This window comes from Rhodococcus sp. NPDC078407, from assembly GCF_044542515.1.
In the GTDB taxonomy this organism is placed as follows: Bacteria; Actinomycetota; Actinomycetes; order Mycobacteriales; family Mycobacteriaceae; genus Rhodococcoides.
The window spans coordinates 115,012-141,119 of the sequence record NZ_JBITUQ010000010.1; the positions used below are offsets into that span (position 1 = coordinate 115,012).

The window sequence follows — 26,108 nt, forward strand, 5'->3', positions numbered from 1 at the left end:
TTCAGACCCAGAGGAAGCTGATCGCGATCGCTGCGGCGCACGCGAGAGACACCACGGCCAACGTCACTGCGTCCGAGGCCTTGAAGCGCGAGTCGGTGGCGGTGATCATCCCGGTACCGCCGCGGGCGGTGATGGCCGTACCCATCTCGTCGGCTCGTCTGATGGCCACCGACATGACCGTCGTGACGATATCGACGAGCGAATTGTCCGAGGCACTGTTGACGACGGGCTTGGGGCGGAGGCGTCGAGCCGCGTTGAGGGTGCGCATCTCCTCGATCAACAGCGGCAGCGACCGCAGGCTCAAGGCCACGGCAATCGCCCATTCGTCGACCGGAAGCTTCAGCTTCTTCAGTGGCGCGCCGAGCTTGGACACCGCAGGTGCGATGTCGCTCATCGAGGTGGTCCAACCGATCATCATCGATGCACCGAGCAGCACGAACACGAAAAGCGTGGCGCGCAGGTACACCAACACCGCTGCGGTGCCGATCGGCAGATTGAGCAGTGCTCCGACGCCGAACAGCGCCCAGATCCACCACGGTGGACGTGGCAGCGCGGTGATCGGAACGTGCGCGACGATGGCGGCGATCACCAACAGCCCGAACACGATTCCGAGCGCGGGCCATGTCGGTGCCACCACGAGGGTGACGCTGAGCAGCAGGACGACGAGGAGTTTGGTGCCGGCCCACAGACGGTGGATCGGCGAGAACCGGGGGACTTGACGCAATACGACGGTGGTCACGAGGACACGCTCCCGAGGATCGAATCGGAGACGATGTTGCCGTCGGACATCGTGATGGTGCGGCTGCAGACGGTGTCCAAGCCGTCCACATCGTGTGAGATGACGACGATTGCGACGCCGCGTTCACGCAATCCGGCGAGAACGCCGATGATGTCGTCGCGTCCGGGCGGATCGAGGCCGGCGAGAGGTTCGTCGAGAACGAGCATACGAGGCCGACTTGCAATGAGCCCGGCCAGCACGACACGGCGCATCTGACCGCCGCTGAGTGAATCGATCTCGCGGCCGGCCAAGGAGCGGTCGAGTCCGACCGCATCCATCGCGGCCGAGACTGTGGCAGAACCGGTTTCGGGCCCGGCTGCGGCGGCGATGTCCTCGGAAACGGTGCGTCGCTGCAACTGCAGGCGGGAATGCTGGAATGCCAACCCCACGTCGCCGACTCGCGTGGTCATCGCCTTCCCGTCGAGCTGCGCGGTTCCCGTCGTCGGACCGGTGAGTCCGGCCATGACCCAGGCGAGAGTGGACTTGCCCGAGCCGTTTCCACCGAGAACGAGAACGCCCTCACCCCGCTTGACGGTGATGTCGATGCCGTTCAGTGCGGCCTGCGCCCAGGGGGTACGCCGATTGTAGGTGTGCCGAACACCGGCCACCTCGAGCAATCGCGGACTCGAATTATCGTGCAGCACGGTCGCATTGGTGGACCTGGGGTGCATCCAGGTGGAGTCGTGCCGAACCTGGTAGCCCTCGTGCAGATGCACGACGCGATCAGCGGCAACGGTTTCCGAGCCATGATGGGTGACGAGTACGACCGACATTCGGTGTCTGCGAGGCAGTTCCGCAAGGAGCGAGACCAGCTGCTCGCGGCCGCCCGCATCGATCATGGCCGTTGCCTCGTCGGCGATGAGCAGGGCAGGTCTGCGGGCCAATGCCGCGGCCACGGCGAGCCGCTGCATCTCGCCGCCGGACAGGGATGCGGTGTCCCGGGCACCCATTCCGCCGAGGCCCACCTCGTCGAGCAGAGCATCGACGTCGGGACGTGAATCGCCGGGCGGTAGGCCCCACACCACGTCGTCGGCGACGCGGGTGCCGAGGATCTGACTTTCGGGTCGCTGCAGGACGATTGCGGTGCCACCGTATCGCCCGAGTCCGGTTGCGCCAGGTCTGCTGACGGTGCCTTCCGACGGTTCCAAGCCGGCGAGAATCCTCGTCAGGGTCGATTTGCCGGAGCCGTTGTGACCGACGACCGCCACGAACTCACCCGGTTCGATGTGTAAGTCCACACCGGTCAAGGCGGAGGTCGAGGTGCCCGGGTACCGATAACCGACCGAGGTGAAGGTGACCGGAAGCGGACCGATCTCCTCGTCGTCGGTGCTCGTGACGAGAGCTTCGGGAGTGGGGATGGTGGAGAGGCGGTCCAGAATGGCGGTGAGGATCAGCCACGCGAACAGGGTTCCGGTGACGATGCCGAAGGCGACCGAACCGCCGACCCACCACCACCAGTTGTCGAGCACGGTCGTCGAGCCGGCGCGGATCACGTCGGCCACGCCTTGCAATGCCGATGTGCGCTCGAGCAGTCGAGAAATGCCCTCGAAGGTGTTGCGAAGAGTCTCGAGGAACAGCTCACGCAGCGGGGCGAGGACCAGGAGCATCAGCACTGTCAACACCCCGAGCGCGGGCCCGACGACCATCGAGGTGGCCAGTACGCCGAACAGTCCCTGCTTCCTGCGCTTCGCCCGCCCGACCAAGCCGCCCAACAGGGCGGCGCTGGCCACGGTCATGGCCGTCTGGGTCCCGGCTGCCACGAAGCCAACGAGGGTGCCCGCCACCGCAGCGGTTACCAGGGCCCGCGTCCGATACCGCAACGCGACCACCGACATCGGTATGGCCGCAACGACCTGAAGAATCGCTGCCATCGGCACGAGCACACCGATCACCGTCAACGCGACCGTGAAGCTGCTCATGACCGCGGCGGTCGCTAATTCCTGAGGACCGAGGGGCACTGACTTCCGGGTGCGAGGAGAACTGACGGTCACCGCTCCAGTGTGCCAGCCTGAATCAGCGGCTGCGCTGGCTCGTGGCCGGTCCTGCTGCGCGACGGCTGTGGCCGCCGCCACCACTGCGGGGCTGACCACCACTGCGGGGCTGACCACCACTGCGGGGCTGACCACCACTGCGGGCCGGGCCGCCGCGTCGTGCATTGTTGTTTCGTGGGGCTCCGGCGCGTGCCGGGGCCTGCTCGACTCGCGGTGCCGGCTCGACATAACGGGCCTGCTCACCGACGAGGTTCGCCACGGCGGGCGAATCGGCGGTGACACGGATCGGGGTGACCTTGATGTCGGCCTTGCGCAGCAGTACTGCGGTGTCCTTGCGCTGCTCGGGCAGCACGACGGTCACCACATCGCCGGCGCTTCCGGCGCGTGCCGTGCGTCCGGAACGGTGCAGGTACGCCTTGTGCTCGGCCGGGGGATCGACGTGCACGACCAGTTGAACATCGTCGACGTGAACGCCGCGGGCGGCGACATCGGTGGCGACGAGGACGCGGGCCTGACCGGAGGAGAACGCGGCGAGGTTGCGGTCACGTGCGGCCTGCGACAGGTTGCCGTGCAGGTCGACGGACGGGATACCGGCGTCGGTGAGCTGCTTGGCCAACTTGCGGGCCTGGTGCTTGGTGCGCATGAACAGAATGCGGCGTCCGGTGCCCGAGGCAAGCTGGTGAACGAGCTTCTTCTTGGCTTCGACGCCGTCGACCTCGAAGACACTGTGTGTCATGGCCTCGACGTGTGAGGTGGCCTCATCGACGGAGTGCGTGATCTGGTTGTGCAGGAAGCGCTTGACCAGCTTGTCGACGCCGTTGTCCAGGGTCGCGGAGAACAGCATGCGCTGACCCTTGTCGGGGGTGGCGGCGAGTATGCGGGTGACGACGGGCAGGAATCCGAGATCGGCCATGTGATCGGCCTCGTCCAGAACGGTGATCTGAACGCCGTCGAGAGTGAGGTGGCGCTGCTTCATCAGGTCTTCGAGGCGGCCGGGGCAGGCGACGACGATGTCCACGCCACCCTTGAGTGCGGACACCTGGCGAACCTGCGACACACCACCGAAAATCGTGGTGACCTTCAGGGAGTACGCGGCGGCCAGTGGCTCGATGGCAACGGCGATCTGGGTGGCGAGTTCACGCGTCGGCGCGAGAATCAGGCCACGCGGCCGGCCGGGCTTGCGGTTGCCGGGAAGCTGCCCTGCGAGGCGAGCGACCATCGGGATGGAAAATGCGAGTGTCTTTCCGCTGCCGGTCTTTCCGCGTCCGAGCACGTCGCGTCCCTGCAGTGTGTCGGGGAGCGTATCGGCCTGGATGGGGAAAGCTTCGGTCTTGCCCTGGCTCGCGAGTACATCCGCGATGGCCTGGGGTACACCGAGCGCAGCAAAAGTCTGTGGGGTCGTCATTGTGATGAAAGGTGCCTTTCGGGCAGGGTGTTGCACCTGCGGGCCTTGGGCCGAGATGCAAGGTGGCGAGACTGCCGGTGGGCAGTTTCGATCGCCGTAAGAGAAGCCTGTGCAGGGTGCACATGGTGATTCGGGAGCATTCCACGACGTCCGACGTGCAGCTACGCGCGTCGTCACCGAGTGTAACCGAGTTGCGGCTCCGTCTCTTCCCGCGGTTGCCGGTCACGCGGCGTCGCAGTCGAACAATGTGTCGATGTAGACGTTCTCGACCGGCGAGCTGTAGACCTCGATCACCGGCATCGGCGGCGCACTCGAGTCATAGGTGTGCCCCGTGGGTGAGATGAGTCGGTAGCTATGCCTCGCGTTCCGTTTGTCTCGTAGCGCTTCGGCCGTCCAGCCGTCGCCTTCCTTTGCGTAATTGCATGCGGCACAAAGGCCTGCGCCGTTTTCGGCACTCGTACTGCCGCCCGAAGTGTGGGGTCTGATGTGATCGTGGTGGCGGATCGGTGCGTCGCACCACGGGGTGCGGCAGGTCCGATCTCGAAGATCGATGAGGCGTTTCAGCGCGGTGGGAAATGCGCGCGATGTGGACTCCACGGCCGTCAGCGCTCCGGATGTCGGATGGGCATAGAGGCGACGTAATGCGACGTGCGTCTCACTGCCTTGTGTGCCGTCGAGTGCGTCGCGGACGAGTTGCCGGGCGACGTCCGACGGGATGTCGCCGTGGCCGTGCAGATATGCGGATGTGTCGCCGCCGGCGAGCAGGGTCGAATCGGAGATGACGAGGTCGACGGTCACCGGCGGGCCTTGGGCTGCGGATGCACCGGTGACGCGTTCGAATACGAGGTCGGCCATGATCTGGTCGCGGGTGCGCGTATCTCCGCCTGCGTTGATGATGGTGTCGGCGTCGCGCCGCAGGGTCGCCCACATGCAGACGGTCTTCTCCATCGATGTGAGCACGGTGAAGAAACCCATGGACTCGGGTGCGGGGCGGGTGCTGGTGCGCCGAGCAGCGTATGCCTTCGCGCGCCGTTTGACCTGGGAGGCGGCGTCGAGTTCGTTGGCGAGAGCGCGGGCGCGACCTTCGATGGTGCGGTCGCCGGCACCGGCCAGCGTGGCGGGGTCCGCGCATAGTCGCTCGTCGATGGTGCGGCGATCGTCGACGGTGAGGCATGCGGTTTCGCGAGCGAGAATCATGGCGCGCCACTCGTTGAGTTCCCCGGCTTTCAGGCGCGCCAGCGTGTGAGGCATCTCGTGCACGAGGGCGCGAGCGAGTCCCAGATGACTACCGCCGCGATTCGGCGATTCGCGTCGGGCCAGACCGATCTGTGACGCAATGCCCATGCGCCACTGGGCTTTCGGCCTGCCGCGTTCCTTGCGTTCGTCGCTGATGGCTGTCGCGACAGCATCGGTCATCACAGCTTGCGTCGCCACGCTGGCGCACTTGACCGTTTCGAGGGCAGAGATCAAATCGATGCCCGTTGCTGCGTCGATAACAACATCGGACGCCTGAAGGCGCGCGACGAAGCGCAGCACTTCAGCGGACGTGAGCGGTAAATTCTGTACAGCTGTGACCACGAGCTCCTCCCCAGTACTCGAATGCATGTTCGATAGTACGGGCGTTTTTCTGGATGCGCAACAGGTACGGAAAACTGGGGGAAGGTTTCACGAAAGTGACTCGGTGGTGCCCTCGGCAGGATTCGAACCTGCGACCTACCCTTTAGGAGAGGGTTGCTCTATCCCCTGAGCTACGAAGGCTGGTAACTGTCCGTTGGTCGCAAAATGCTGCAGCGCAACACTTTTCGATCTTCGGAACAATCGGTTGCGGATGAGCTTGCTGCCGTAGTGCACAACTGGCCCACATCGCGGTCGTCAGTCTAGCGGCCCACACTGTGAATCGTGAAGCAGGTTCTCGATCGACGTCACTCGACCGGTCATTGACGCGATCAGGTTCAGGGCGGTGCGGTGCTGGTGAGCGGTGTAATCGGCGGTGGATTCGATGCCGACAAAACATTGGATATCGCGAGCGAAAGCGTCGAAGGTCGTCGCCAAAATTCCCGCCGACGCGCACACTCCCACAACGATCAGCCGGTCACGGCCGCGTCGGCGAAGTTCGACCTCCAGATCGGTGGCGTAGAAGGCGCTGTAACTGCGCTTCGCGATCGTGACGACGTCGGGCTCGGTGACGGTGACCTCCTCTGCGGACGGACCCAATCCCCACATCGGCCCCAGCAGGCCGCGCTGCTCGATGGCACTTGCCGCCCGCGGGCCACTCGCCAGGATCGGCACGTCTGCAGACCTCGCCCACATCACCGTCTCCGAGACGGCCACGTCCACTCGCGAACGCACCGAGTTGTGCAGCACATTCGAGTAGTAGGGCTGCATGTCGTGGACCAGCACGGCGACCCGCTCGGGTTGCACCTCCCACTCGGGACCGCCCCGCAGTCGAGCAGACCACCGACGTCGTAGTCCTCTACCTCGACGCTGAACGTAGCCATGCGATCAACACTCCTCCCACAAACGCGCGTGCATTCGCTGGACGCACGCAGTCTTGCTCTCCGTTCACTGTCTATTCCGCTCGCATCTGACAAACGCGCGCGCGTTTGCGAATCCCGAGACCCGGGCGACGCCTGATGCACTGTCCAGCATGGGTATCCCGGCTAATCGGGTCGTCGCCCACTTCATCCGCAAACGCGTGCGCATTCGCGATGCGCCGCGCGCAGAATTGCTATCCGTCCACTGTCCATTCCGCTCGCATCTGACAAACGCGCTCGCGTTAGCGAATCCCGAGGCCGACCTCGCGCACCACCTAGTCCGCTGCGATAGCGTCCACGATGTTCAGTCGAGAGGCGTGCACGGCAGGAGGAGCCGAACCCAGCAGAGACAGGCCCAACGCGACGAGGCCGTACAGCAGTACCGACCATCCGGCTGCGTAGGCAACCGGGATTCCGATGCTGGCTCCGAGGATCAGTGTGCTCAGGTATTGCAGACCTGCGCCGATGATCAGTCCGAGGACACCGCCCACGATGCCGACCGACAGCGCTTCGGCCAGCACCATTCGGGCCAGGGTTCCTCGGCCACCGCCCATTGCTCGCAGTACGCCCAGTTCACGGCGCCGCTCCAGGACCGACAATGTCAACGTGTTCAGCAACGCGACCGCAGCCACCAGTGCCACGATCCATTGCAACGCGATGGCCAGTGCACCGGACTGCCGGATAGCCGCGCTGGTGCCGTCGAGGGCGGCGGCGCCGGTGTAGACGAAGGCCTCGGGCGGCAGGTTCGACCGCAGCGAATCCTGCACGGCGGCAACGTCTCCGTCGACGCTGATCTCGAGATATGTTGCGCCGGGCCGGTCGTACCAGCGCTGCATGGAGTCCAACGAGATCGCCATCGTCCCGCCCGCGGCGTTGATGTAGTCCACCAGATCCAGCACGCGCACGGTCTGCACTCCGGTCGGGGTCGGAAGATCGATGGAATCCCCGACGGAGACGCCGAGCGTCCTGCCGAACCCCTCGGAGAGCACCACTCCGTCGCCGGCGAGCACCTCGGAGCGCACATCGTCGGAGAGCGACGCGAGCGTCACCGCGTTACTACCGTCGGCGACGCCCTGGATGGACACCAATTCGTCGTCGATGGTCGCGTAGGCCCACTGCCCTTCGACGACTCGGGAGACTCCCGGCGTGGCGCGGACGGCGTCGTCCACCGCGTCGGGAACGATGGGTCCCGACGGAATTGCGTCGGGTGAGGTCATCGAGACGTACAGGTCGGTTCTCGCCAGCGACGACAGGGACTCGGCCGCAGAATCTGTCATGTTCGTCAACGAACCCGACACTCCCACACTGACTCCCACCGCGATCACGATGGTCATCACCGTTGCCCAGATGCGCCGCGGGGCGCGTTCGATGGTGGCGGTGGCCAGACGGCCGGCGCCACCCCATCGGCGGGGTACGGCTCCGGTTGCCCACACGATCGGCCCGGTACCGCCGACGCACAGAGCCACGACACCGAACATGAACAGGGCACCGGCACCGAGCGTCAGTTGGCCGTCGACGTTGACGGCGAACACGAACGACCCGGCGATGGCGATCAGTCCGAACACGGTGGTGGCCACTGTGAACGGCCGACCCGGGCCGCCCGAGGTCTCTCCGCCGCCGACCGCCAACGCTTCGATCGGCGAGATTCGGTACACCTGCACAGCGGCCAGCGCAGATGCGCCGACGCAGGCCAGGACGCAAGCCACGATCGCCACGGGAATCGCGAAGCCGGGCAACACGTATTCGATTCGTGCGTCGAATGCCTGCGACAGGAACGGCGGCAGACTTTCGATGGCAATGCGGCCCATCGCGATTCCGAGCGGCACTCCGACGGCTCCGCCGATCAAGCCGACCAGAACGGACTCGAACAGCAGGTCGCGGACGATGTCTGCGCGGCGTCCACCGACGGCGCGAAGTAGAGAGATTGTGGGTCGACGCTTCGCGATGGCCATGTTCATGACGTTGAAGACGAGGAACGCCGCGACGACGAACGCGATCAACGAGACCATCAGCGTGGCATTGCGTGTCAGGCTCATGGCCTGGTTGGCGCGGTCGGCCCGGAAGTCCGGATTCATCACCGACACTCGGCCGGCGACGGCCGCTTCGAGGTCGGACTGCAGAGCGTCGCCGTTGCCGAGGACGAAGATCGAGTCGAGTTGACCCTGCCGATCGGTCAGTGCCTGAGCAGCGGGAAGGAGCGCTACCGCGAACATTCCGCCGCCGATGCGTTGCGTTCCAGGGCCGTCGATCACGCCGACGACCGCAGTCGGAACGTCGTCGATGGTGACGGTGTCGCCCTGCTGCAGACCTGTTGCAGCACCGACCAATACACCGGACGGGTCGGACACCAGTCCTGTTGCATCACCGACTGCGCCCTGCAAATCCGACTGCAGCGCCGTGATGGACGAGTCGACCCCGAGAACCGTCAGATCTCCGACGTCGGACCGAACGGTGCTGCGCAGCAGCGGAACCGCTGTATCGACGCCGGAAACGGAACGCACGACCTCGAGTTCGCTCTGGTCGAAACCCGAGTCGGTGACACCGACGACTTCGTAGCTCGCGTTGCCCGCGATCGTCACCGCCAACCGTTCCACCGATCCGGTCAGCGACCCGTAGGTGCCGAGGACGGCGATGAGCAATCCTGCTGCGACGGCCACGACACCGGCGGAGACGAGCGACCGCACCCAATGCATGCCGAGGTCGCGAAGGCTGATGACTCGAAATCTGCTGAGCGCGGTGCCGATCACCGATCGAGGCCGGCCGTCGGTGTGTCGGTCTCGACGCGACCGTCGATCATGCTCACGATGCGATCGGTGGACCGTGCCGCCTCGAGATCGTGGGTCGCCATCACCACTGCTCGACGCCCCTCGCTGGCGTGCGCCACGTCGGCGAGGATCTCGAGAACGTTGTGGGAGGTCTTCGAATCGAGATTGCCGGTCGGTTCGTCGGCGATCAGTAGCGCCGGATCCATCATCAGAGCGCGGGCGATCGCGATGCGCTGGATCTGACCGCCGGAAAGCTGCGCCGGTCGGTGCTCGGATCGGTTCGAGAGTCCGACCAACTCGAGCAGACGCATCGCGTCGGACTTGGCTTTCTTGATCGGGGTGCCGTCGAGCAACTTGGGGACGGCGACGTTCTCCCACGCCGACATCGTCGGCAGCAGGTTGAAGAATTGGAAGACGAAGCCGACCTGGTGGCGTCGGAAATCGGATTGCGCGTTGTCGTCGAGGGTGGTGACCTCGACATCGTTGAATCGAATGGACCCCGACGTCGGGGTGTCGAGCGCGCCGAGCATATGCAGCAGCGTCGACTTCCCGGCCCCGGACGGTGCGACGAGCGAGACGAACTGGCCGCCCTCGATCGTGAGATCGATGCCGTCCAAGGCTCGTACCGGTTGCTCCCCGGTGGGGTACTCCTTGACGACCCCGGACAACTCCAGCATCAACTTCGCCACGAACGGTTCCCCTTGCTTCTCGAATATATCTTCGACGCTACCTGCCGTCGGATCGAGAAACCGTTCGGAAGTCTCAGGTCAGGCTGCGCCGCGCGAGGATTCGAGTCGACGGGCCACCAGTGCGGCTTGCAAGTGACGAATTCCGGACGGACGCGTGGGGTCGAAGCCGGTGAGCTGTGCGATCCGCTTGAGGCGGTAGTCCACGGTGTTGGTGTGCAGATGGAGCTGGCGAGCGGACCGCTGCCGGTTCAGGTCGTGCGAGATGTGGATCTCGAGGGTCTCGAGCAGCTCGGGCGACGAGTCGAGCGGCTCGAGGATCTGGGTCAGGTGGCGCCGGCCGGGGCCGGGACGCGTCAGCTGGTACTCCAGCACGAGGTCGTCCATGCGGTACAGGCCCGACGGGCGGTGGAGCTGATGTGCCAGGGACAGCAGTTCGTGTACCTGATCGGCTGCGGTGGGGATGTCCGCGGTGGCGGCCTGCTCGGCCGTGACGGTGACGGGCACCTCGGCGGCAGTACCGATGCGATGCACCAGAGCCTCGACCCACTCTTCGTCGTGAACGCCGGGGATGAGGACGGTGCCTCCCTCGGTGCTCAGTAGGGAAAGAGGTGAGCGGCCGCAGATCGTGGCCAGCTCTGCCTGGACGCGACGCAGTTTTCTGCGAGCGGCGACCGTCTTCTGAATATTGGGGTCGTTCTCGTCGGGATGCGGCGGCACCGAGATGGCGAACACCAGATAGCTGTCGGCGAGTTCGATGCCGGACTGACGTGCCATCGAGACCGCGTTGTGGCCGCTGAGGAGAGAGGTGACCAGGGTGTGCGCAGCTGTGTGGTGCTCGCTGGCCACCGCTTGAAGTTCTTCCACGTAGCTCTTGCTGGCGGCGATGGAAACCTTCTCCGAGAGCAGCACGAACATGCGTGCGGCCTCGATCAGCTGAGCAGCGTCGCCCTCGCCTGCCCGCTTGGATACCAGGTTCCAACCGATCTGGATGCCCTCGTGATAGACGCTGAGCACGGATTCGAGTGGAACGCCCTCGCGAGCCCACTGGCTGGCTTTGGCGCGGAGCTCGGCCAAATCCGATTCGGCGGGAGCGCGACGTTCGTCGAGCATCTGCACTGCGATGCTGATGCATTTGACGGTGAATTCGGTGACGTCGCCGTGGAGCTGTTCGCCCGGCAACGACCCACAGGGGGTGTTCGCTGCGAAGTGTCCGACGAGCAGTCGCGCCACCGCGCGGAAGTCGCGAAGAGGAGCCGACGCAGGCTGACCCGCGACCATGATTCCGAGGCTAGTCGAGTTGTGAACGGTCACAGATCAACCCTTCGTGTTGGGTTCTACAGGTCATTCGGACTGCGAAGCTACTCACGCGTATCCGCGCGCTTCCACGGCTCAATCTATGCAATGCAGCGTAAAACCGCGGTGTTTTCGTACTTCGAGTTTGTTTCTTGGCCTCTAACGGGATCGATCATAGGTTGTTATCTACGTGTGATCCAGGGTTTCGCGAAAACTCGTTGTGATTTATCTCGAGCGATGGGTCGGGCTGCCTGCGACTTGCCCTAAACAATCGTCAAGCTGTTCACGGCGTGCTGAGGGCGCATCTACTTTGATCCCGTTGGAAGAGGGCGACGAAGGGACGAGTATGCGCGGTGATATCGGTCAGTTCACTGTTCTCCGGGAGTTGCATCCGACCATCGAGGAGAACCTCGTCCGTCACCGCGCCGAGTCCGTTCGGTGGGAACCGGCCGACTTCGTCCGTGCGGAGATGTACTGGGGATCGCGCCCGTCGACTCTGACCGAAACTGCAAAAGCAGCGCTGGTGACCAATCTTCTTGTCGAGCAGAATATTCCGCTCTATCGCCGAGACGCGGTGGCCAGCGAGGTCGGTGCGTGGCCGGCGTGGCTCACCGAGTGGAGCACCGAACGACATCGGCACGCCGCGGCCGTCACCGATTACCTGGTCGCAACCCGCAGCGTCGATCCGGTCGCCTTGGGACGGGCCAGAGCGCAGTGCATGACCGTGGGATCCGACTCCCCGATGAACGGCGCGCACCTGCTCCGGTCGCTCGTCCAGGTTGCCCTCGACGAGTCGGTGTCGAGCGTCAGCCATCGCAACACTGCGGAACAGTGCCACGATCCGGTGGCAGATCGACTCCTCGGACGCATCGTCGCCGACCAGGAGCTGCACATCCGGTTCTTCGCGAACCTGGTCTCGGCCGCGCTCACCGTGGCACCCGGTCCGACGGTCACCGCCATCACCGAGGTCGTGATGAACTTCCAGTTGCCGGGTACCAATCTGCCGGGATTCGCCCGCAGTGCGATGCTCATCGCGCGCGACGGCATCTACGACAACGCCCGCCACCTCGACGAGGTCCTGCGTCCCTTGATGGACCGGTGGCAAATCTTCGAGCGAACGGATCTGGGTGCCGGATCGCGCAGTCGCGATCAGCTCCTCGACCACCTCGACCATCTCGATGCCCAAGTCGCCACCTTCGAGAGCAGTGGTGCACGAACGCTGGAGTACGCAAACGCATTGCGCGCCAGCTGACGCCACTTACCTCGGTGAGTTCCATCGACTAACCTGAACGTCAGTTCGTCCAACGCTCCTCACCTCGTACTCGGGGCAACGACCGGAGGCCCCATCGTGACTGGCTCTCGACCGATCATCGTCGGCATCGACGGCTCCGCCGCAGCAGACAAGGCTGTGATCTGGGCGGCCCTCTGCGCGCACCGCCGCGATCGACGCTTGCACATCGTCACTGCCGTCGACATGCCCGGGGTCGTCGATCTGAGCGAATTCGCAGGGGAAGCAACGGAATTCGTAGCAACCGCAAAGTCCAGGCTGGTGGCGGCCGAGACACTTGCCGCGCTGGTCGTCGACGATCCCGCGTTCGAGGTGACGTCGAGCGCCATCGAAGGCGGCGTCATGGACGTTCTCATCGGAGTCTCGGCGCAGGCCGAAATTCTGGTGATAGGTGCCAGTGAAACCGGTGCTGTCACACTGTCTCTGGCGGCACACAGTGTCTCGCCGGTGGCGGTGGTGCGGGGCCGCGACATCGACGGTCGCCCGGTCGCGGAAGGCCCGGTCGTCGTCGGTATCGACGGATCGGACGTCAACCAGGCGGCCGTCGAGTGGGCATTCGTCGAAGCGTCGGCGCGTGATGCAGTACTGATCGCGGTGCACGTGTGGTCCGATGTGGATCTGACGCAATCGTTCGGCCGCGCGCCCAAGGATTGGCACGCCATTGCCGACGGTGAAGAGGCGCTGTTGGCCGAGAGTCTCGCCGGCTGGCAGGAGCGCTTTCCCGAGGTTGTGGTTCAGCGCATCGTGGCTCAGGACCGGCCGGTTCGGGTTCTCAGTGGCCTGTCCGAAACCGCGGCTTTGATCGTCGTGGGCAATCGGGGGCGCGGCGGATTCGGTGGAATGCTGCTGGGATCCACCAGTTTCGCGCTCGTCAACACTGCAGACTGCCCGGTGCTGGTCGTGCGGAAAGCGCTCACATAGCGACGGTCAGCAGGAAGCTGACGTCTTCGAGTGCCTCGACGCTGTGACGGGCATCGGGGATGACGAGAAGGTCGCCGGTCGAGCCCTTCCAGGATTTCTCCCCGCTGATCAGTTCCAATTTGCCGCTCAGGACGAGGACTGTCGATTCGCCGTTGAGGTCGTGTTCGGCCAGCTTGTTGCCCGCAGCCAGTGCCACGACGGTTTGCCTCAAGTGCCGGCTGTGGCCGCCGTACACCGTCTGCGAACTTCGGCCACTCGACGCGCCAACGGCGAGCTTGAGTTGTTGACGGGCAAGTGCGGTGAGTGACTTCTTGTCCATGATCGTCAGTATGACGCACGGTTCGCGGTCACGACGGGGGAATCCTGAACGCGCTCAGGAAGGTTGGGTAGCCTTTCCGTACTCGACGAAGCGAAACTGCCTACCTTCCACTCGGCTGGTGAGCCAATCGCCAGTTTCGGTAATCCAGTCGCCTTCCACCGACGGCGCATCTGTGTCGCCCGGTACCTCGACATCGATCTCGGTCACGTGCAGGGTCGTCGCGAATGGCATTGCCGATCGGTAGATTTCACCGCCGCCGATGATCCACACGGTCTCGTCTCCGGCCAGGGCCAGGGCTTCGCCGACCCCGCCGCAGGTCTCGGCGCCCGGCGTCTGTAACGAGCGGTTGCGAGTAACCACTATGTTGCGACGGCCCGGAAGCGGTCGAAATCTTTCGGGCAGCGACTCCCACGTCTTGCGCCCCATGATGACAGGATGATCCATCGTCACCGCTTTGAACCGGGCCATGTCCTCCGGCACTTCCCACGGGATCCTGCCGGCTTCGCCGATTTTGAGGTTGGAACTCTGCGCCCAGATCAGGCCGATTTCTCTCACCGCACTCATACCGCGACCGGGGCCTTGATGGCCGGATGGTGCTGGTAGTCGACGATCTCGATGTCCTCGAAGGTGTAGTCGAAAATCGAATCCCGTTGCGCCAGTTTCAGACTGGGGTACGGGTACGCCTCGCGCGAGAGCTGCTCGGTGACCTGGTCGCGGTGGTTGTCGTAGATGTGGCAGTCACCGCCGGTCCATACGAACTCGCCGACCTCGAGGCCCGTCTGGGCTGCCACCATGTGCGTGAGCAGTGCGTAGCTGGCGATATTGAACGGCACACCGAGGAACATGTCTGCGCTGCGCTGGTACAGCTGGCACGAGAGCTTGCCGTCGGCGACGTAGAACTGGAAGAACGCGTGGCAGGGCGGCAACGCCATCCGCGGGATCTCGCCGACGTTCCAGGCCGAGACGATCATTCGACGCGAATCCGGATCGGTCTTCAATGTCTCGATGACCTGGCTGATCTGGTCGATGTGCTCACCAGAGGGGGTGGGCCACGACCGCCACTGCACTCCGTACACAGGGCCCAGCTCACCATCCGGAGCTGCCCATTCGTCCCAGATGCTCACGCCGCGCTCCTGCAGCCAGGAGGCATTGGAGTCGCCACGCAGGAACCACAGCAGCTCGTAGACGATCGACTTCAGGTGGACCTTCTTGGTGGTGATCAACGGGAAGCCCGCTGCCAGGTCGAAGCGCATCTGATGCCCGAACACGCTGGTGGTGCCGGTTCCCGTCCGGTCGGATTTGGCCGTCCCGGTATCGAGGATGTGGCGCAGCAGATCTTCGTACGGAGTCGAAACCATCACGACGGTCATCGTAGCTGCATACTGGTTTCATGCCGGAATTGCCCGAGGTGGAAGCCCTTGCCGGTTTCCTACGCGAACATGCCGTCGGTGCCGTGATCGGTCGCATCGATATCGCAGCACTGAGCGTGCTCAAGACGTTCGATCCGCCGCTCACCGAGCTGCAGGGCAAGGACGTCACCGATGCCGCCCGCTTCGGAAAGCACCTGGCCCTCAGAGCGGGTGACCTCTGGCTGATCACCCATCTCTCCCGCGGAGGGTGGCTGCGGTGGGTGGACAATCCGAGCGTCGCACCGCCCAAGCCGGGTAAAGGGCCGCTGGCTCTGCGGATCCACTTCTTCACTCCGGAAGGCGCGACGCCTGCCATCGATCTGACGGAAGCGGGCACCAAGAAGCGGATGGCCGTATGGGTGGTGCGCGACCCGCACGAGGTCGCGAGCATCGCGCGGCTCGGACCCGATGCCCTGGCGGTCACCGAGCTCGAGTTCGCCGAGATTCTCGCCGGCACCACGGCGCGACTGAAGACCTCGTTGGTTGACCAGTCGCTGCTGGCCGGCATCGGCAATGCGTACTCGGACGAGATACTGCACGTCGCGAAGCTCTCGCCGTTCGCGTCGTCTCGCACACTCGATGCCGAATCGGTCGGGGTGCTCTACGCGGCGATGCGCTCGGTGCTGTCCGACGCGGTGGCACGCTCCGCCGGGCAGGATGCGGCGCGTCTGAAGGGGGAGAAGCGATCGGGCATGCGGGTGCACGCCAGGACCGGTCTGCCGTGCCCTGTGTGCGGAGATCCGGTACGTGAAGTCGCGTACGTGGACCGTTCGTTCCAATATTGCGCGACGTGTCAGACGGCCGGCAAAATTCTTGCCGACCGCCGGATGTCACGTCTGCTCAAGTGACAGGTTCGAGTTTCTGACTGGCGTAGCCGCGGTAGCCTTCCCACGCCTTGCGGCGGTCGCTACGCGGGTCCTTCTGCACCCGGGTACGGGTGTCGAAAATCAGTGTCTTGCGGTCGGCTTCGTCGTACGCCGGCCATGACTCCAACGGTTTCCCGTTGGTGGCGAACGCAATCCACTGCGACTGCACCTGCTCGGTGACGTCGGAGAATGCCTTTCGCCCGCCGGCCAGAGTGAGCGCCTTCCCGAACATGGTCTCGCTTATGCCGAACACGGCGAACAACTCGAAGCCGTGAGTGGCGTCGAGACCGAGCAGCTTCATCGATCGCGGTGCGAAGTCGAAACGGTAGAAGTACGTCGGTGCGTGACGTGAATGTCCTTCGGCCACTTCCAGAGACGGCTTCCAGAAGGTGAAGTCACCACCGAAGTCGATGGCACCGCGCTCGTTCGGGTAACCCCGGTACGCGGAGGTGACCACTGCTTCGGCGTCGGGATCGGTGAGCGAGAACAGCTTGGTGATGCGCTCGGGGTTGGTGGGCAGCGCGTCGAGAAACTTCGGAAACAGCGTTCCCTCACGGGCATTGGTGCCGATGATCAGCGGGACGCGGTGCGCGGTGCCGTTCGCGTACGCCTCGACCGGGCTGACCGGGAGGAAGTCGCCGTCGACCACCGGACCGAACGGGAGCAAGCCCGGAGTGCGGTACAAGGTAGTGAGACCCAGCTTGGTGCCGGCGCGGCCGAGCCGGAGCACCTCGGCGTTCTCGAGGGTTTCGACAGCGTTCTCGGCGGTACCACCGAGATAGCCGACGTATTCACGTGCCCACTGGTCTGCGCGCTCCTTGGTAGCGGTCATACCCGGAGCCGAGCTTTCGGAAATGGCCTGAGCGAAGAGGCCTTTGGCAGAGGGCACCGTCATCAGGGTCGTGACGGCGTTTCCGCCGGCAGACTCGCCGAAGACGGTCACGTTGCTCGGGTCGCCGCCGAATTCGGCGATGTTGCGCTGTACCCATTCCAGGGCGGCCACCTGATCTCGCAAGCCGAGGTTGGAATCGAACGGCCGCTCCGGAGTGGAGTACTGGGACATGTCGAGATAGCCGAGAGCGCCGAGTCGGTAGTTGACCGAGACGTAGATGATGCCGTCGCCGTCTTTCAGCGAGCGCCGTACCAGGGAGCCACCGCCGTAGAGGGGAGTGGCCGACGTGCCGAGGGTGTACGCGCCACCATGGATGAACACCATCACCGGGCGCGGGTTCGCGCCCGGTGTGCTGGGAGCCAGCACATTGAGCGTCAGGCAGTCCTCGCTGGACGGCTGGTACTTGCCGATCGCCAACATGGTGCCGCGCTTGTGCTGAACCGATGCGTTGCCCCACTCGGTGGCGTCGCGCACACCTTCCCACGGCTCGACGGGCTGTGGTGCCCGGAATCGAAGTGGACCGACGGGCGGAGCGGCGTAGGGAATGCCGCGCCAGGTGGTGAGGTCACCGACCGGCTTGCCCTCGATGATGCCTTCGGAGGTGGTCACGCGCGTCGTTGCAGCCATCTCGCGAGTGTACTGATCGGTTCTTACCCGTGGGTAGGAACCGGGGCGGATCGGTAGCGGGCAGACTCGAGTACATGCCCTTCGAGTACAGCGCCGAGATAGTGCAGCTGCTGCGAGCCCCCGCGCACGCGTATTTCGGCAGATCCAAGGACGGCCCGGCGGATGTACCGACCGAACTGCCCGTCAGTGTCGAGATCGTGGCCCACAAGGGCATCCGCGGCGATCGATTCTTCGGCGTGAAGGCGCATACCGAGGCGGCGGTGAGCTTCCTGGCCGTCGAAGCCTGGGACGCCATTGGCGACGTGCTCGGGGTCGAGGTGCCCGATCCGTCCGTGGCCAGGAGAAACGTCCTCGTGCGCGGTCTCGAACTCGACCCACTGCGCGGTCTGGAATTCGAGCTCGACTCCGGTGACGGCTGGATTCGGTTCCGTGGTGGCCGACCTGCCCACCCGTGCGCTTGGATGGACCGCATGGTGGTGGACGGCGCGCGTAAAGCACTGATCGGTCGCGGCGGGTTGCGCGTCGAGCCGCTGTCCGACGGGATCCTGCGGGTCGGGAAACTACTTGTTCGCTCGCCTGTCGAACTGGATGCGTCACATGCGGCGCTGTCGGTGAAGCGCGCTCAGCCACTACCGGAGAAGTGAAGGGGCTGGAACAATGAGAGGGCTGCCATGACGCTTCCGCTCGACGGAGTTCGCGTACTCGAACTCGGCAACTACATCGCGGCACCCACCGCAGGTCGGATGCTGGCCGATTTCGGTGCCGAGGTGATCAAGGTAGAGCGACCCGGCGCCGGCGACGAATTGCGCAACTGGCGGCTGTACGCCGGCACCACCTCGATGCTCTTCCACACCATCAATCGCAACAAGAAGTCGATCGTGCTCGATCTTCGTACCGAGCAGGGCCGCAAAGATGTTGTCGACCTCGCAGCCGAGTGCGACATCCTGCTGGAGAACTTTCGCCCCGGCACACTCGAGAAGTGGGGGATCACCTCCGAGGTGCTCACGGAAGCGAACCCGGATCTCATCGTCACCCGCATCTCGGCATTCGGACAGACGGGTCCCATGTCGGATCGGCCCGGATTCGCCGCGGTGGCCGAGGCATACGGCGGATTCCGCAATCTGGTGGGCGATCCCGATCGTCCGCCGGTCCGAGTCGGGGTGTCGATCGGCGATTCCATCGCCGGTCTCTACGCCGCGTTCGGATCCGTCATGGCGCTCTTCCAACGCCAGGTGCGGCGTCAGGCAGGGAGTGCGTCTCTGGCTGCGGGCGAGCGGACCATCGACGTCGCGCTCAACGAGTCGAGTCTGTCGATGATGGAATCGCTGATACCGGACTACCTCGCGTACGGGGTGGAACGGGAGCGGACCGGCGGACGGATGGAAGGCATCGCGCCCTCGAATGCGTACCCGTGCAACGACGGTCACGCGATCATCATCGCAGGCAACGGTGACGCCATCTTCCACCGCTACATGGACACCATCGACCGTCCCGATCTGGCTGCCGATCCCGATCTCGCCACCAACGCCGGCCGCTGGCGACGACGCGACGAACTCGACTCCGCCATCTCGGACTGGACCGGATTGCACTCGCGTGCAGAGGCTTTGGCAATCCTCGACAAGGCGGGAGTGCCGTCCGGCCCGATCTACACCGCAGCGGACATCGTGGCCGACGAACAGTACGCGTCGCGCAACATGATTCAGCGCTTCACCGTCGACGCCGGCGGCGACGAACCCGCAGAGGTGGGGTTCGTGGGCGTCGTACCGGTCATCGGGGAACAGTCGATCCCGATTCGTTCGGTCGGACCGGAACTGGGCGAACACACGAGAGAAGTACTGGCGAGCCTGCTCGGCCGCACCGACGAGGAACAGGACGACTGATGTACGAATTCGCACCCGCGGCGCGGCTGCGTGACGTCACGATGCGCGACGGGTTGCAGCTCACCGGCAAGATGCTCCCCACCGAACGCAAGCTCGAGGTCATCAGGGCGCTCATCGGTCTCGGCGTTCCGGAGTTGGAGATCGGGTCCATGGCGCGCGGAGACAAGGTGCCGCCCATGGCCAACACCCTCGAGGTGATCGGCGAACTGACCGCCGAGGAACTCGCGCAATGCTGGGTGTGGGTGGCGACCCCGCGGCACGTCGAGAAGGCGGCAGCGGCAGGGGCCAGGAACTTTCAGTACTGCTTCTCGGCATCGGACTCGCACAATCGGGCCAACATCGGCCGGAGCACCGAGGATTCGCTCGCGGCCATGCCCGCGGCCGTCGACATCGCGCATTCGGTCGGCGGCGCGATCGAGCTGTGTATCGCCACCTCGTTCACCTGTCCCTTCGAGGGAGCTGTGTCGCCCGATCGGATCATCGAGATCGCCGACGACGAACGAGCCACCGGTGCAACCGACATCGTCATCGCAGACACCCTCGGACAAGCGGTGCCAGCGCAGGTAGCAGCACTGATCGGACGTGTTGCAGGCGAAACACCCAGCCGCAGAATCGTCTTCCACGGCCACGACACCTGGGGCCTCGGCGTTGCCAACACCCTCGCCGCGATCTCCGCGGGAGCAGGGATGGTCGACGGTTCCCTCGGCGGACTCGGTGGCTGCCCATTCGCCCCGGGGGCGAGTGGCAACACTCCGAGCGAGGACATCCTGTTCGCCACCCGGCCCACCTGGTTTGCGCCCGAGACCTTGGCCGCACTGGTCGACCTGTCCGAGCACCTACTCACCGAATTGGGGGAACCCATGCGTTCGAAAACTGTTCAGGGTGCTCGTTCCGAGGCCCGTGCCTTCGAGTGGGTCGTATGACCGCCATCCTCGTCACCGCCGACATTCCCGCTCCGGGAATGGATATTCTGCGCGCCGCGGGTGACGTCGAGGTACGGGCAGTCGACCATGCCGAGCTGTTCGACGCCTGCGCATCCGGCAAGTACCGCGTCGTCGTCTCTCAATTACGTGACCACTTCGACGCCGAACTTCTCGCCGCCGCGTCCATCGCCGGAATCTCCAACTACGCCGTGGGATTCGACAACATCGACATCGCAGCCGCAACCGCGCACGGCATCACCGTCGCGAACACCCCGGGTGTGCTGACCGATTCCACCGCCGACATCGCAATGCTGCTGATCCTGTCGACGGCCCGGCGCGCAGTGGAGGCCGATGCGTTCGTCCGCTCCGGTTCGTTCACCGGCTGGGAGCCGGAACTGCTACTCGGCAGCGATGTTTCGGGGCGCGTACTCGGACTGGCGGGCTTCGGCAGAATCGCCAGAGCCACGGCCAGACGCGCACTGGGATTCGGCATGACGGTGAAGTTCTGCCCCAGACCTCCCGCTGATCGAGTTGTCTCCGATTCCGAATTGGGTGAGTTCGCCGGCCGCGTCGAACACACGTCCTGGGACGAGATCGTCACCAACAGCGACTTTCTGTCGCTGCACGTTCCACTGTCCGATGCCACCCACCACCTGATCGATGCCGCCGTGCTCGAGGCCATGAAACCATCGGCGATCCTGATCAACACCGCCCGCGGCCCCGTCGTCGATGAGGCTGCCCTGGCGACCGCGCTGCGGGCCGGCGTCATCGCGGCAGCGGGACTCGATGTCTACGAACGGGAACCGGCGCTCGAATCCGGACTGGCCGAGAGGAAGAACACCGTGTTGTTGCCGCACGTCGGCAGTGCGACGGTGTCGGTGCGTTCCGAGATGGCGAGGCTGTGCGCCGACAATGCGGCGGCGATGTTCAGCGGAACCGTGCCGCCGCATCCGGTGAACCCGCAGGCGTGGACGGGTGGCTGATGCTCAGCGTCGAGATTCCAGCAGGCGCAGCCAGATCTCGCTGACCGTCGGGTACGACGGCACCGCATGCCACAGGTCGTCGAGCGAAACTTTTCCGACCACGGCAACGGTTGCCGCGTGCACCAATTCGGCTACCCCCGGCCCCACGAACGTCGCTCCGACGAGTGTGTCCGTAGCGCGATCGATCACCAGCTGCGCACGGCCCGAGTAATCGTCCTGCTGCAGAGACGAACCCGCGACGGCGATGTCCTGTGCCACGATCTCGACGTCGATGCCCGCCTCCCTGGCCTCGGCCTCGGTCAACCCGACGGAGGCCACCTCGAGTGGGGTGAACACCACTTGGGGAACCTGGCCGTGGTCCGCCGTCGCTCGGAATCGCTTCTGGTCCAGCGGCTTTCCTTCGGCCCTGGCGGCAATGACGTCGCCGGCCACCCTCCCCTGGTATTTGCCCATGTGCGTCAGCGGGGCACGGCCGTTGAGGTCGCCCACTGCGTAGAGCCATTCGTGGTCGGCAACACCGAGGTGATCGTCGACCTCGACGTACTTGCCCTCGGGCAGACCGACCGTGGCCAGTCCCAGGTCCGAGCTCGCCGGGGAGCGGCCCGCGGCGACCAAAATTTCGTCCACCAGGAGGTCCTCGTCGCCGACCGTGAGGGTGACCGGTCCGCCGTGGATGCGGCCGACACCGGTGTCGGCGGGATGCTCTCGCGAGACGTGCGTCAGAGAAGCGTCGAACATGATCGTTGCACCGCGCTGCTTCAGTACGTCGGCAACCAGTTCGCCCGCGAACGGTTCGGAACCGGACAGCAGCGACGAGCCACGCACGATCATCGTCACTTTCGCTCCCAACGACAGCAGCCAGGTCGCTGCCTCACTCGCGACGACACCCCCGCCGATGATGGCGATGTGACCGGGCGTCTCGTGAATGTTGGTGGCGTCGCGCGAGATCCACGGCCGGGCCTCGCGCAGGCCCGGTGTGTTCGGTACCGAAGCGGTGGTGCCGGTGGCCAGAACGACCGCGAGCCGTGCCGTGAGCGTTCTGCCGTCGACCTCGACGGTCTTGATGCCGCTCAGCCGTCCGTGGCCACGGATCACCGAGATTCCCGCGGACTCTGCCCACGACACCTGGGACGAGTCGTCGAGACCGTGGGTGAAGGATTCTCGCCTGGCGAGGACGGCGTCGGCATCGAGGGGTTGGTCGCCGACCAGTTCTTTCACGCCCGGCATGTTGCGCGCGGTGTCGAGCACTTCGCTGGGCCGCAGGAGCGCCTTGCTCGGCATGCATGCCCAATACGAGCACTCACCGCCCACGAGTTCATGTTCGACTATGGCGGCAGTGCGGCTGCTGCCCTGTATCGCGTATTGCGCGGCATTCTCACCGACGGGTCCACCGCCGATGACGATGACATCGAATTCGGAACTCTCTGGGGCCATTACTCCACAGTGACATAGGCTCCCCGCTTATGGCGACCACTCGGAGCAAGATTCTGATCACCGGTGCGAGTTCTGGACTCGGTGAGGAAATGGCCAGACGGTTCGCCGCCATGGGTCGCGATCTGGCGCTCTGTGCCAGGCGGCTGGAGCGACTCGACGAACTTCGCGTCGAATTGTTGCGTCAGAACCCGAACATCACCGTGGCGGTCCGCGCACTCGACGTCACCGATCATGACGCAGTGGTCACGGTGTTCGGTGAACTCGAAGACGAACTGGGCGGCCTCGATCGAGTGATCATCAACGCCGGGCTGGGCAAGGGCGCGAAGATCGGTACCGGACGGGCCGAGGCCAACCTGGAGACTGCACGCACCAACTTCGTCGGTGCCCTCTCGCAGGCCGAGGCCGCTCTGTCGATCTTCCGTCAGCGCAAGCGCGGGCACCTGGTGTTCGTCTCGTCCATCAGTGCAGACCGCGGGTTGCCGGGAGCGAAAGCGGCGTACTCGGCCAGCAAGGCGGCGGTGGCGTCACTGGGCGAATCGCTGGCGACCGAACTGGCACGAACAGACATCGCCGTGACGACCCTGCTGCCGGGATTCATCGCCACCGACATGTCTGCCAACGCGGGCGACAGTGCCGCTCTCACAGCCACTCTGGACGAGGGGGTCACCGCGATGGTCGACGCCATCGAGAGCGAAACTCGCCGCGCCGCGCTGCCCGGACTCAAGTGGCGGGGCATCGACGCGGCGCTGCGGTTTCTGCCGAACGTGCTGACGGATCGAATGGTGTAGCTGCAGGAGTGGAGCCTGCGGAACGACCAGAGTTACTGCAAATACCCCTCGACCTGGTTGACGCTGTTGGCCGTGGCCGCGTCGGGATCCTTGCCGGCGTCGATGCGTGCGCGGCGCTGCCGAAGCAGATCCCAGCACTGATCGAGGGCATGTTCGAGTGACGCGAGCTGAGCCTTCTCGGTCTCGGGGTCGATCTCGCCGGCTTGGGTCTCGCTGCGCAGTTTGTGCTCGGTGGCGATCAGCTGCTGGATTTTGGTGTGAATATCGTGCTCGTTCATGGCGTCAACGGTAGACCTACCACGGTGTACCGGCCAGGTTTCGTTTCTCCAGCGCGCGGTGGACCGCCGCGGTCAGCTCCTCGGTCGACTCGACCAGTGCGTCGTCGGTGCTCACGAGTGAGAGGGTGTACCGGCCGTCCATCCTGGAGAGGTACGTCGACAATCTGATCGTCGCGCAGGGGAGCGGTCCGATGGCAGCCGGGTGGATCGCGCGAGTGGCCAGGCCGCAGGATCGATGAGGACCGAGCGTCGACAGAGCGGGCGGAATCTCACCGATGTTGGAGCACAACACTTCTCCGCGTCCCGGGGTGGAGGTCAACGTCGCTGCCAGGCGGTGGGGCAGCAACTGGACGACCTCGGGTGGGTAGCCCGCTGGTGCTCCGACCGGTGCGGCGAATGCAGCCTTGCATGCGGCACGCACAACCGCGGGTGAGTCGTCGCCGCGAATGTTCACGGTGGCCATACCGATCGAGTTGGCGTCGCCGGAACCGGTTCGGAACGGAATGTCGACAATGACGGCGGGCGAGCCGAGCTCGGCCATCGTCGCGGCGACGACGGACACGAACAGCGCATTCGCCGACCCGCCTGCGACTTCGGCGGCCGAATCCCACTGCGAAGCATCGATATCCACGACGACCGAACGCATCTTCCGGACGCGATGGGGTGGCGTGCGGGCCGAATCGGATGTCGCGAACGCGCGCAACTCGGCCCGGGCCCGCGCACTGACCCACAGCCGCGCCGTCGCGATGATCGATCGCACGAGCACAGTGAGAATCATGCGCAACGCGTCGGCCGCGTCGGAACCGGGGGAGGAGATGGGCTCGGGCACTGCGGATCCCGAAAAAGACTGTGCGGCAGCATCGATGAGGCCGCGGGCATCGGCGAGCGCATGCGAGCACACCAGCGATACGACGGTACCGCCGTGGGCCAGCCGAGCTGCCGTCATCCGCCATCCCGGTCCGTACTGCGGATCCAGCGGCACATCGGCCTGCGCATCGGCCCATGCGACGATGTTTTCGACCGCCTCGGTGTCGCATTCGAGCGGAAGGGAACCCGGCGAGAGGTCCCAGCGAAGTCGTGCGCCGGGGATGCGAGGCTTGCCGACCCTGCGGCCGAGCTTTCCGACTGCCAACCGATCGTGAATGCGGACGAGTTCGTCCCGGCTCACTGTCCCTGTTGTCCGCCACACGCCCTGCAGTGCAATGGGAACACCGTATCCGCGGTGGGTCCGCAGGAAGATCTCGTCGATCACCGACAGGCGGGTCGAGGTCACGGGCTGGGGGTACCGTGTCGCCCTGCGCCCGAGGCGAACCGACTCGCTCCGGTGAGCGCATCGGCGGTGATGGAGATGGCACCGTGCCGAAACTCGTTCTTCAGAGCGGCTTCCTCGTCGAGGCCGTCCTGTTCGAGGAGCGACAGTCGATCCTCACGCATGCAGGTCTGGGGCAGCAACGTCAGCTCGGCGGCCAACGCCTCGGCCTCCGATCGGGCCCGGCCCACCGGAACCACGCGGGTCACCAGACCGATGTTCAACGCTTCCTGGGCGTCCACCGCGCGACCGGTGAGAATCATGTCCATCGCTCGTCCGGTGCCGACGATGCGTGGCAACCGCACCGTGCCGCCGTCGATCAGCGGCACTCCCCAGCGCCGACAGAAGACCCCGAAGGTGGCGTCGTCCTCGGCGATGCGGAGGTCGCACCACAGGGCGAGTTCGAGTCCGCCCGCAACGGCGTACCCCGATACGGCGGCGATGACCGGCTTGGACAACCGCATTCGCGTCGGGCCCATCGGACCGTCGCCGTGTTCGGTCGCGTGATTGGACCTGGGTGTGCCCAGAGCCTTGAGGTCGGCACCCGAGCAGAACGTTCCGCCCTCACCCCACAGCACAGCGACCGACGCGGATTCGTCCGCGTCGAATTCCTCGAAGGCGTCGGTGAGTTCCTGAGCAGTGGGGCCGTCGACGGCGTTGCGTGCCTCCGGGCGAGAGAGGACGACGGTGGTGACGGGGCCTGTTCGTTCGATCCGTACCGGCATGGCTCCGAACT

24 protein-coding genes and 1 tRNA gene are annotated in these 26,108 nt (G+C 65.1%); 8 read left to right on the forward strand and 17 right to left on the reverse strand.

Going from position 1 to position 26,108, the window contains the following annotated elements:
• Position 1: 1 nt before the first annotated feature.
• The 9 genes from ACIGGF_RS12825 to ACIGGF_RS12865 all read right to left on the reverse strand — a co-directional run bounded on the left by ACIGGF_RS12825 (position 2) and on the right by ACIGGF_RS12865 (position 11,440).
• Positions 2 to 739 (reverse strand): energy-coupling factor transporter transmembrane component T family protein, encoded by a 738-nt coding sequence (locus tag ACIGGF_RS12825; RefSeq protein ID WP_397521689.1) that lies wholly within the window; start codon positions 737 to 739, stop codon positions 2 to 4.
• A complete protein-coding gene (locus ACIGGF_RS12830) occupies positions 736 to 2,907 on the reverse strand; it encodes an ATP-binding cassette domain-containing protein (RefSeq protein WP_397521744.1) in 2,172 nt (723 codons plus the stop codon). The genes ACIGGF_RS12825 and ACIGGF_RS12830 overlap by 4 nt, the downstream gene beginning before the upstream one ends.
• Positions 2,792 to 4,174, reverse strand: coding sequence for a DEAD/DEAH box helicase (locus tag ACIGGF_RS12835; protein WP_397521690.1), 1,383 nt, complete (start codon positions 4,172 to 4,174; stop codon positions 2,792 to 2,794). The genes ACIGGF_RS12830 and ACIGGF_RS12835 overlap by 116 nt, the downstream gene beginning before the upstream one ends.
• 222 nt (positions 4,175 to 4,396) lie before the next feature.
• Entirely contained in the window at positions 4,397 to 5,752 is a 1,356-nt protein-coding gene (locus ACIGGF_RS12840) for an HNH endonuclease (RefSeq protein ID WP_397521691.1), read from the reverse strand.
• 104 nt (positions 5,753 to 5,856) lie between these two features.
• A tRNA-Arg gene (locus ACIGGF_RS12845) sits at positions 5,857 to 5,932 on the reverse strand.
• 114 nt (positions 5,933 to 6,046) lie between these two features.
• Positions 6,047 to 6,595 (reverse strand): isochorismatase family protein, encoded by a 549-nt coding sequence (locus ACIGGF_RS12850; protein WP_397521692.1) that lies wholly within the window; start codon positions 6,593 to 6,595, stop codon positions 6,047 to 6,049.
• A 388-nt stretch (positions 6,596 to 6,983) separates the two neighbouring features.
• On the reverse strand, positions 6,984 to 9,455 hold the full coding sequence (locus tag ACIGGF_RS12855; protein ID WP_397521693.1) for an FtsX-like permease family protein: 2,472 nt from the start codon (positions 9,453 to 9,455) through the stop codon (positions 6,984 to 6,986).
• Positions 9,452 to 10,153 carry an ABC transporter ATP-binding protein gene (locus ACIGGF_RS12860; RefSeq protein WP_397521745.1) on the reverse strand — a complete coding sequence of 234 codons (702 nt, stop codon included), beginning with the start codon at positions 10,151 to 10,153 and terminating at the stop codon, positions 9,452 to 9,454. The genes ACIGGF_RS12855 and ACIGGF_RS12860 overlap by 4 nt, the downstream gene beginning before the upstream one ends.
• An 87-nt stretch (positions 10,154 to 10,240) precedes the next feature.
• Positions 10,241 to 11,440, reverse strand: coding sequence for a PucR family transcriptional regulator (locus ACIGGF_RS12865; RefSeq protein ID WP_397521694.1), 1,200 nt, complete (start codon positions 11,438 to 11,440; stop codon positions 10,241 to 10,243).
• Positions 11,441 to 11,801: 361 nt separating this feature from the next.
• On the opposite strand from ACIGGF_RS12865, the gene ACIGGF_RS12870 reads away from it, so the two are divergent.
• Both ACIGGF_RS12870 and ACIGGF_RS12875 read left to right on the forward strand, forming a co-directional pair.
• Entirely contained in the window at positions 11,802 to 12,707 is a 906-nt protein-coding gene (locus ACIGGF_RS12870; RefSeq protein ID WP_397521695.1) for an acyl-ACP desaturase, read from the forward strand.
• A gap of 96 nt (positions 12,708 to 12,803) precedes the next feature.
• Complete coding sequence (locus ACIGGF_RS12875) at positions 12,804 to 13,664, forward strand: universal stress protein (protein WP_397521696.1); 861 nt, start codon at positions 12,804 to 12,806, stop codon at positions 13,662 to 13,664.
• Here ACIGGF_RS12875 and ACIGGF_RS12880 read toward each other — a convergent pair.
• From ACIGGF_RS12880 to ACIGGF_RS12890, 3 genes are read right to left on the reverse strand one after another with little or no spacing between them, the layout of a single operon-like run.
• Complete coding sequence (locus tag ACIGGF_RS12880; RefSeq protein ID WP_397521697.1) at positions 13,657 to 13,983, reverse strand: cupin domain-containing protein; 327 nt, start codon at positions 13,981 to 13,983, stop codon at positions 13,657 to 13,659. The two genes, ACIGGF_RS12875 and ACIGGF_RS12880, sit on opposite strands and share 8 nt — an antisense overlap.
• Positions 13,984 to 14,037: 54 nt before the next feature.
• Positions 14,038 to 14,547 carry a dihydrofolate reductase gene (locus ACIGGF_RS12885; RefSeq protein ID WP_397521698.1) on the reverse strand — a complete coding sequence of 170 codons (510 nt, stop codon included), beginning with the start codon at positions 14,545 to 14,547 and terminating at the stop codon, positions 14,038 to 14,040.
• Positions 14,544 to 15,344, reverse strand: a complete 801-nt coding sequence (locus ACIGGF_RS12890) for a thymidylate synthase (protein ID WP_397521699.1) — start codon at positions 15,342 to 15,344, stop codon at positions 14,544 to 14,546. The genes ACIGGF_RS12885 and ACIGGF_RS12890 overlap by 4 nt, the downstream gene beginning before the upstream one ends.
• A gap of 29 nt (positions 15,345 to 15,373) precedes the next feature.
• Between ACIGGF_RS12890 and ACIGGF_RS12895 the strand changes: the two genes are divergently transcribed.
• A complete protein-coding gene (locus tag ACIGGF_RS12895; RefSeq protein WP_397521700.1) occupies positions 15,374 to 16,240 on the forward strand; it encodes a DNA-formamidopyrimidine glycosylase family protein in 867 nt (288 codons plus the stop codon).
• On the opposite strand, the gene ACIGGF_RS12900 is transcribed toward ACIGGF_RS12895, so the two are convergent.
• Positions 16,233 to 17,777 (reverse strand): carboxylesterase/lipase family protein, encoded by a 1,545-nt coding sequence (locus tag ACIGGF_RS12900; protein WP_397521701.1) that lies wholly within the window; start codon positions 17,775 to 17,777, stop codon positions 16,233 to 16,235. The two genes, ACIGGF_RS12895 and ACIGGF_RS12900, sit on opposite strands and share 8 nt — an antisense overlap.
• Before the next feature lie 74 nt (positions 17,778 to 17,851).
• On the opposite strand from ACIGGF_RS12900, the gene ACIGGF_RS12905 reads away from it, so the two are divergent.
• From ACIGGF_RS12905 to ACIGGF_RS12920, 4 genes are read left to right on the forward strand one after another with little or no spacing between them, the layout of a single operon-like run.
• On the forward strand, positions 17,852 to 18,421 hold the full coding sequence (locus ACIGGF_RS12905) for a molybdenum cofactor biosysynthesis protein (protein ID WP_397521702.1): 570 nt from the start codon (positions 17,852 to 17,854) through the stop codon (positions 18,419 to 18,421).
• A gap of 27 nt (positions 18,422 to 18,448) precedes the next feature.
• Positions 18,449 to 19,657, forward strand: a complete 1,209-nt coding sequence (locus ACIGGF_RS12910) for a CaiB/BaiF CoA transferase family protein (protein ID WP_397521703.1) — start codon at positions 18,449 to 18,451, stop codon at positions 19,655 to 19,657.
• Complete coding sequence (locus ACIGGF_RS12915) at positions 19,657 to 20,580, forward strand: hydroxymethylglutaryl-CoA lyase (protein WP_397521704.1); 924 nt, start codon at positions 19,657 to 19,659, stop codon at positions 20,578 to 20,580. The genes ACIGGF_RS12910 and ACIGGF_RS12915 overlap by 1 nt, the downstream gene beginning before the upstream one ends.
• Positions 20,577 to 21,563: a 2-hydroxyacid dehydrogenase gene (locus ACIGGF_RS12920; RefSeq protein ID WP_397521705.1), complete on the forward strand. Its 987-nt coding sequence runs from the start codon at positions 20,577 to 20,579 to the stop codon at positions 21,561 to 21,563. Before ACIGGF_RS12915 ends, ACIGGF_RS12920 begins: the two co-directional genes overlap by 4 nt.
• 3 nt (positions 21,564 to 21,566) lie before the next feature.
• Here ACIGGF_RS12920 and ACIGGF_RS12925 read toward each other — a convergent pair whose 3' ends face one another.
• A complete protein-coding gene (locus ACIGGF_RS12925) occupies positions 21,567 to 22,997 on the reverse strand; it encodes a dihydrolipoyl dehydrogenase family protein (protein WP_397521706.1) in 1,431 nt (476 codons plus the stop codon).
• Between the two features lie 29 nt (positions 22,998 to 23,026).
• On the opposite strand from ACIGGF_RS12925, the gene ACIGGF_RS12930 reads away from it, so the two are divergent.
• The gene (locus tag ACIGGF_RS12930) at positions 23,027 to 23,785 is read left to right on the forward strand and encodes an SDR family oxidoreductase (protein ID WP_397521707.1); all 759 of its coding nucleotides are present in this window, start codon (positions 23,027 to 23,029) and stop codon (positions 23,783 to 23,785) included.
• Between the two features lie 32 nt (positions 23,786 to 23,817).
• On the opposite strand, the gene ACIGGF_RS12935 is transcribed toward ACIGGF_RS12930, so the two are convergent.
• The 3 genes from ACIGGF_RS12935 to ACIGGF_RS12945 are packed head-to-tail and all read right to left on the reverse strand — an operon-like array spanning position 23,818 to position 26,097.
• Positions 23,818 to 24,063, reverse strand: a complete 246-nt coding sequence (locus ACIGGF_RS12935) for a DUF2630 family protein (RefSeq protein ID WP_397521708.1) — start codon at positions 24,061 to 24,063, stop codon at positions 23,818 to 23,820.
• 16 nt (positions 24,064 to 24,079) lie between these two features.
• Positions 24,080 to 25,336 (reverse strand): hypothetical protein, encoded by a 1,257-nt coding sequence (locus ACIGGF_RS12940; protein WP_397521709.1) that lies wholly within the window; start codon positions 25,334 to 25,336, stop codon positions 24,080 to 24,082.
• Positions 25,333 to 26,097, reverse strand: coding sequence for a crotonase/enoyl-CoA hydratase family protein (locus ACIGGF_RS12945; protein WP_397521710.1), 765 nt, complete (start codon positions 26,095 to 26,097; stop codon positions 25,333 to 25,335). Before ACIGGF_RS12945 ends, ACIGGF_RS12940 begins: the two co-directional genes overlap by 4 nt.
• Between the last annotated feature and the right edge of the window lie 11 nt (positions 26,098 to 26,108).